This window comes from Nocardia sp. NPDC059236 (assembly GCF_042754085.1).
Lineage (GTDB): Bacteria > Actinomycetota > Actinomycetes > Mycobacteriales > Mycobacteriaceae > Nocardia.
Genome location: NZ_JBHZAF010000004.1, coordinates 525,508 through 532,135, shown reverse-complemented (window position 1 = coordinate 532,135; position 6,628 = coordinate 525,508). Strand labels below are relative to the sequence as shown.

Annotated in this window: 5 protein-coding genes; all 5 read right to left on the bottom strand. The window is 67.3% G+C overall.

What is annotated here, in order from left to right; translation table 11 throughout:
• Nucleotides 1–1,590, bottom strand: a 1,590-nt coding sequence (locus ACFXIV_RS14550; protein WP_379404153.1) for an SDR family oxidoreductase, incomplete at its 3' end; no start/stop codon positions are given.
• A 26-nt stretch (nt 1,591–1,616) separates the two neighbouring features.
• Complete coding sequence (locus ACFXIV_RS14545; RefSeq protein ID WP_379404152.1) at nt 1,617–2,726, bottom strand: PDR/VanB family oxidoreductase; 1,110 nt, start codon at nt 2,724–2,726, stop codon at nt 1,617–1,619.
• A complete protein-coding gene (locus ACFXIV_RS14540; RefSeq protein WP_379404151.1) occupies nt 2,723–3,628 on the bottom strand; it encodes a metal-dependent hydrolase in 906 nt (301 codons plus the stop codon). The genes ACFXIV_RS14545 and ACFXIV_RS14540 overlap by 4 nt, the downstream gene beginning before the upstream one ends.
• A gap of 97 nt (nt 3,629–3,725) precedes the next feature.
• On the bottom strand, nt 3,726–5,681 hold the full coding sequence (locus tag ACFXIV_RS14535; RefSeq protein ID WP_379404150.1) for an amino acid transporter: 1,956 nt from the start codon (nt 5,679–5,681) through the stop codon (nt 3,726–3,728).
• A 124-nt stretch (nt 5,682–5,805) separates the two neighbouring features.
• On the bottom strand, nt 5,806–6,597 hold the full coding sequence (locus ACFXIV_RS14530) for an N-acetylmuramoyl-L-alanine amidase (protein WP_379404149.1): 792 nt from the start codon (nt 6,595–6,597) through the stop codon (nt 5,806–5,808).
• Nucleotides 6,598–6,628: the final 31 nt, after the last annotated feature.

Genomic DNA, 6,628 nt, shown 5'->3' with positions numbered 1-6,628 from the left:
GAAGGTAAATCGCTGCCTGAATGCCGACCAGCGGGGCGACGGTGGGGTTTCGCATAGCTGGATAATACGTGCAACCCCTACCGTCTCGGGGCAGATGGTGTGCACGCCGATGCCCTGTCCAGCCAGTTCGGCCCGCAGGCAGTCGGAGAACATGAAGACCGCCGACTTGGAGGTGGAGTAGGCGGCGAAACCGCGCTGGGGGGTGTAGGCGGCCATGGAGGAGAGGTTGACGATGTGGCCGCCGAGGCCGCGGTCGGCCATGGCCTTGCCGAAGGCGCGGCAGCCGTTGATGACACCGTGCAGGTTGATGTTCAGCACGCGGTCGAATTCGGCTGCGGGGGTTTCGAAGAAGTCGCCCGCCGCGCCGACACCGGCATTGTTGATCAGAATGTCCGGCACACCGTGGGTGGCGATGACCGCCGCCGCGTGCTCGGTGACAGCCGCCTCCGAGGACACGTCCAGCTGGTAGGCGTGCGCCGTACCGCCTTCGCGCGCAATGAGTTCCGCGGTCTCCTTGGCCGAGTCCAGGTTGATGTCGGAGAGCACGACTTCCGCGCCCTTGCGGGCGAAGGCGAGCGCCGTCTCGCGCCCGATGCCGCTGCCGCCGCCGGTGATCACCAGCAGCTGGTGCTCGAACGGCCGCTGCTCCCCACCGACTTCGGCACGACGCAAAGTGCGCGGCGCATCCCCCGTCCGCAGCGAGTCGATAAGCTCGACGGTGGAGGTGGCGAGCAATTCCGGGTGCGAGAACGGCAGCCAGTGCCCGCCGCCGACCTCGCGCCGGTACAGGTTGGGCGCCCAGTCCTTGGTGTCGTCGTAGCCGGCGGGCCGCACCGCGACATCGCGGCGCGCGATGATCAGCTGCACCGGCACCTCGGTGCGGCGCTCGCGCGGATCGCCTAGGCGCTGCAGGATATTGGCGCGGTAGATGCGCATGCCGTCGAAGAAGTCGCGCCGGAACTCGGGTCCGAGCTTGATGTTGGCGGGCGAGGTCTCGTTCATCAGCCCGACGAAGCGCGACCACATCTTCTCGGTGCCCAGCGGCTTGAGCACCACCCGCGGCACACCCGGGGTCATGAACAGCCCGGTGTAGGCCGAGGACAGCAGCTGCGTGAACGGCCCCCACACCTTGCCGCGCGACAGGCTCGACCGCACCCACGCGCCCAGGTGGTCCAGGTTGGGCCCGGACACCGAGGTGAAGGAGGCGACCCGTCGGGCGGCCTGCGGCTCGCAGACGGCCTCCCACATCTCCACCGAACCCCAGTCGTGGGCCAGGATGTGCACGGGCGCATCGGGACTCACCGCGTCGGCGACGGCGAAGAAGTCGGCCGCGAAGTACTCGAGCCGGTAGTCCTCGGTGCGGTCGGTGCGGGTGGAGCGACCGTGCCCGCGGGTGTCGTAGGTGACCACGTGGAAGCGGTCGGCCAGCAGCGGCACCACCCGGTCCCACAGATGGTTGTCGTCGGGCCAGCCATGCACCAGCACAATGGTTTCCGCGGAGGGCTCACCGTATTCGTAGACGGCGATGTCGAATTCACCGCTGCGCACCAGGCGTTCGGCGGCGGGGATGACGGTGGGTTGATCGGTCACGATCTTCTCCTCGCTGAGAGACGGCGCTAGATGTCCAGCACCAAACGGTCCCCGCCGCAACGGGATACACAGATGAGCATGTCGCCGGCCGCGCGCTCGGCGTCGGTGAGCACGGTGTCGCGATGGTCGACCTCGCCGGAGCGCACCCGCACCACACAGGTGCGGCAGAAGCCCTGCCGGCACGAATACGACGAGTCCGGACGGGCCTTCAGCACTTCCTCGAGCACCGACTTGTCGGCGGGCACGTCGAGGACCTCACCGGTGCGGGCCAGCTCCACCTGAAAAGCCGTGCCGTTCGCCACGGGCGGCGGCGAGAAGCGCTCGGAATACAGTTCCACGCCGGGCATTTCGCGCACGGCGTCGGCGATGAGCTGGGTCATCACGACCGGCCCGCAGCAGTAGACGGAGGTGTCGGGACCGACGCCCGGCAACAGCTCCGCCGCCGTGGGAATGCCGTGCTCGTCATCGGTGCGCACGGTCACGCGCGAGCCGAACGACTCCACCTCCGACAGGAACGGAATGGTGTCGCGGGACCGCCCGGCGTACACCATGCTCCACTCCACGCCCAGCCGGTCGGCCATCCGGATCATCGGCAGGATCGGCGTGATGCCGATGCCGCCCGCCACGAAATGCACTCGCGCGGCCGAGGATCCGTACCCGGGCAGCACGAACGGGAAGGCATTGCGTGGCCCCCGCACGGTGACCGGGGTACCGACCGCCAGCCCCTCGTGCACCTCGAGCGAGCCGCCGTTGCCGTCCGGAATGCGCCGCACCGCAACGCGATACGCGTGCCGGTCGGCGGGGTCGCCGCACAGCGAGTACTGCCGCACCTTCCCCGAGGGCAATTCCAGATCCAGGTGCGCGCCCGGCCGCCACTCCGGCAGCTTGCGTCCGTCCGGCGCGGTCATCAGCAGGCTGATCACATCGGTGTCGTGCGCCTCCACCCGGCGCTCCACCACGACCAGCGGAATCCGCCAGTCGTCCACCCGCACGTCCGGCTCACGCCGGTTGACGAACGTGGTCCAGCGCAAACGGCTCTCGGCGACGAAATCCAGCACCCGCGTGGTGCGATCGGCACGACCCTTACCGAACAGATCCTGCGGCGGCGCGACCGGGACGGGACGAACCGCGCTCACGAGGCCAGCGCCCGGGCGGCCGGGGACTGCGCCAGGTAGGCCACGGCCTGCGCGGTCGAGCCGACGGTCTCCGGGGTGTAGCCGGGCTTGAAGGTGGACAGCGCACTGATCAGCAGCGACGGAATCCCCGGAATCGACCCCCGCCACATGCCCGCGAAGATCCGCCCGATCAACATCGGGTAGCGGTGGTTGGGCAGCGACGGATCGGCGTGCACCAGGAACTTGGTGCCGCGCAGGATGAGTGCGATGAAGATCGGGAACACCAGCAGCATGAGCGCACCGCGGCGCACGTAGCCGATCTCGAAGTACTCGGCCACATCGTGGGCGACCATGCGGTGCTCGACCTCTTCGGCCCCGTGCCAGCGGAACAGGTCCAGCATCTGCGGATCGGTGTCGAACTGTTCGAGGTCGGCGTTGATGATCCAGTCGCCGAGGAAGGCGAAGAAGTGCTCCAGCGCGGCGATGACGCCGAGACGCTCGACCAGTTGCTGCTGCCGCGCCGCCTCACTGGCCGCCGCCTTCGGGCCCAGCGTCTTGCGGAACAGGAATTCCGTCTGCCGCACATAGGGTTCGATATCGATCCCGTGCGAGGACAGCACGTCCTCGAGCGCCCCGTTGTGGCTCTCGGCGTGCATGGACTCCTGCCCGATGAAGCCGATCATGGCCTCGCGCAGCTTCTCGTCCTTGACCAGTTCGAGGGCTTCGCCGAAGGTCACCAGGAACATGCGCTCGCCTTCGGGCAGCAGCATGCTCAGGGCATTGAGGACGTGAGAGGCGATCGGTTCCTGCTTCATCCAGACCGGTTCGGTCCGGGACCAATCGAACTGCACATTCCGGGCGTGCAGGGCTACCTCTCCGGGTTCGGTCACCGGTCGGCGGCCCAGCTTCGGAAGTAGCTTCATCGGTACTCCTGGTCTCATATCGCGTTTGCTGCGTGAGCGTAGCAATATTCTACCTATGTATGAAACCAGGAGTTACACCTAGATTTTTCGGCGCAGGTCAGCTATCGACGTGCACGTGCGGCCGCTGCGACCGCCGCGGGATCGCCCGGCGCAGGATCTCGCGGGTCACCGGCGCCACCTCGCCCTCACCGAAGAACATGAAGCGCACCAGGTTGACCAGCGGATTGCCCTCGGTCCATTCGAAGTACACGTGCGGGCACTCGCCGGTGCGGTCGCGGATCGCGATCAGGATGGACGCGATGCAGTTCGGCACGGCCGCGGCCTCGACGGTGAGGATGTGGTAGTCGTCCACGTCCACCTCGGTCACGTGCAGCGTGGTGCTGAACTCCGACGGGTCCTTCACGATGACCTCGAGGAAAAGGATGGGCTCCGACTCCGGGATGTGGCTCTCGCGCCGCTGATCGGCCTCCTTCTCCGCGTACTCCTCGGGCGAGCGGCCATCGGTGATGTCGTGGGTGACGATGCGGATCTCGCCGCGCTCGGCCAGCTGGTCGATCATCTGGCAGGCCTTCTCGTCGAAGATCACCTCGACGGCCCGCAGCTCGAAAGCCCGGCGGATGCGCGAGGCGAAGGACACCACCATGATCGCCACCACGAACAGGATGGCCAGATGCAGACCGGCCGGCTTCTCGATGATGTTGTCGATGGTGGTGTAGACGAAGATGAGCGACACCACACCGAAGCCCAGCACGCGCGAGTACTGCTGCTTGTGCCAGGCAGAAATGGTCACCGCCACGGCCGCGGAGGTGATCAGCACCAACACACCGGTCGCATATGCCGCGCCCTGGGCGTCGACACTGGCGTCGAAATACCAGGTGATACCGAAGGACACCAGCGCGAAAACCAGGACCAGCGGCCGGATCTGGCGCGCCCATTCGGGAGCCATACCGAAGCGCGGCAGGTAACGCGGCACCAGGTTGAGCAGGCCCGCCATGGCCGACGCACCTGCGAACCACAGGATGGCGATGGTGCTGACGTCGTAGACCGTGCCGAACGCATTGCCGAGGTACTCGTGCGCCAGGTAGGCCAGCGCGCGGCCGTTGGCCTGTCCGCCCTCCTCGAACTCCTTCTCCGGAATGAGGATGGTGGTGATGAAGCTGGTGACGATGAGGAACCCGCTCATGATGAGCGCGGCGGTGGTCAGCAGCTTGCGGGTGCCGTTGATCCGGGTGCGCGGGTATTCCCTGGAGTCGGCCGGATCACCCTTGATCTGCGGCATGACCGCGACACCGGTCTCGAAGCCGGACAGACCCAGCGCCAGCTTGGGGAAAACCAGCAGCGCCACGCCGATCATGGCGAAGATATTGCCGTGCTTGGCGGTGAGCAGATGCGACCAGTCGGTCACCAGGTGCGGCGACTGCAGCACCTTGACGATGCCGACCGCAGCGACCACCAGATTCAGCGCCAGATACGCGCCGACGAGACCGACCGCGATGCCGATGGCCTCACTGAAGCCCTTGAGGAACACCGCCGCCAGCAGTGCCAGCAGGACCAGGGTGATGGTCATGTTCTGGTCCTGCAGGAACCCGGGCACGGACGGGTTCTCGACGATGTGGGCCGCACCGTCGGCGGCCGACAGCGTCATGGTGATGGTGAAGTCGGTGGCCGCGAAGCCCAGCAGCACCAGGATGAAGATCTTGCCCCACCAGTTCGGCAGGAAGTTGGCGAACATGGCGATCGAACCGCCGCCGTTGTGGCTCTCCTTGGCCACCCGGCGATACACCGGGAGCGCGCCGAGCAGCGTGAGCGCGACCAGCACGATGGTCGCCAGCGGGGACAGCACGCCGGCGGCCAGTGCCGCGATGCCGGGCTGGTAACCGAGCGTCGAGAAGTAGTCGACACCCGTCAGGCACATGACCTTCCACCAGGAATGCTGATGCTCCTTGGGAGCCTTCTTGGCCATCGGCCCTTGAATCTGCGAGTGATGCTCACCCGCGTCCTCCAGTAGCCAGTTCGCAAAGCGCGAGCGCGGCTGTGCCTCGGTCGTGGTCAAGGAGTCCTCCCCGGAACTCAACGGTCCGGTTTCCCGAAATCGGTCGGTAAATGACGTGACGAATGTACTCACGGCAAATCGGGCGCAGACAGTGCCCGCGCCTCGAGCCGTTCAGTCCTGTGTGCTAGCTCAGATAGGCCGCGATGGCGGTGGCGATGGCCTGCGCGAATCGCGCGCGGCCATCCGGTGATTCGATGACCGCGGCGTCGCCGGGATCTCGCATGTTCCCGCACTCGACGAGGGCGGTCGGGCGCTCGGAGAAATTCAGCCCGGCCAGATCGGCCCGCGGGTCCAGCCCGTCCGAGCCGACGTAGGTGGAGGTGGTGAAGCCCGCGCCGACCATGGTGTCGCGCAGGGTGGTGGCCAGCTGCACCGATGGCCCGGACTGGGCGTCGTTCAGCGCGGGCGAGGAGTAGGCGACGTGGAAGCCGTGGGCGCCCGCGGGCGCCCCGTCGGCATGGATGGAGACCACGGCCGCCGCGCCGACCCGATTGCCGAGGGTGCCGCGGTCGTTCACGCACGGGCCGACGCCGGTGTCGCTGTCGCGGCTCATGATCACCTGGTAGCCGCGGGCGCTGAGCAGGTCGCGGACGCGCTGGGCCACATCCCAATTGAATTCGTGCTCGGTGTAGCCGTCGTCACCGCTGGTGCCGGTGGTGTTGCAGGGCTTCATGCCGCCGCGGCCGTCGGGCACCTGGGCATTGATCTCGTCGGTGTGGGCCGCGCCGCCGCCGTTGTGGCCGGGATCGAGGACCACGGTCTGGCCGGCGATCGGAAACAGCGGGCGGACAGGAGCTTCCAGTGCCGGGCGCGCGAGCGACCCCGAAACCGGTGCGGCGGCGAGGCTCTGACCGGTGCCCGCGATCAGCAGGGCGCCACAAAGGGCCGCGAGGGACTTCCAGGTTCGGTGTCGCACGGGACAAACGATAACGGTTGAATCACGAACG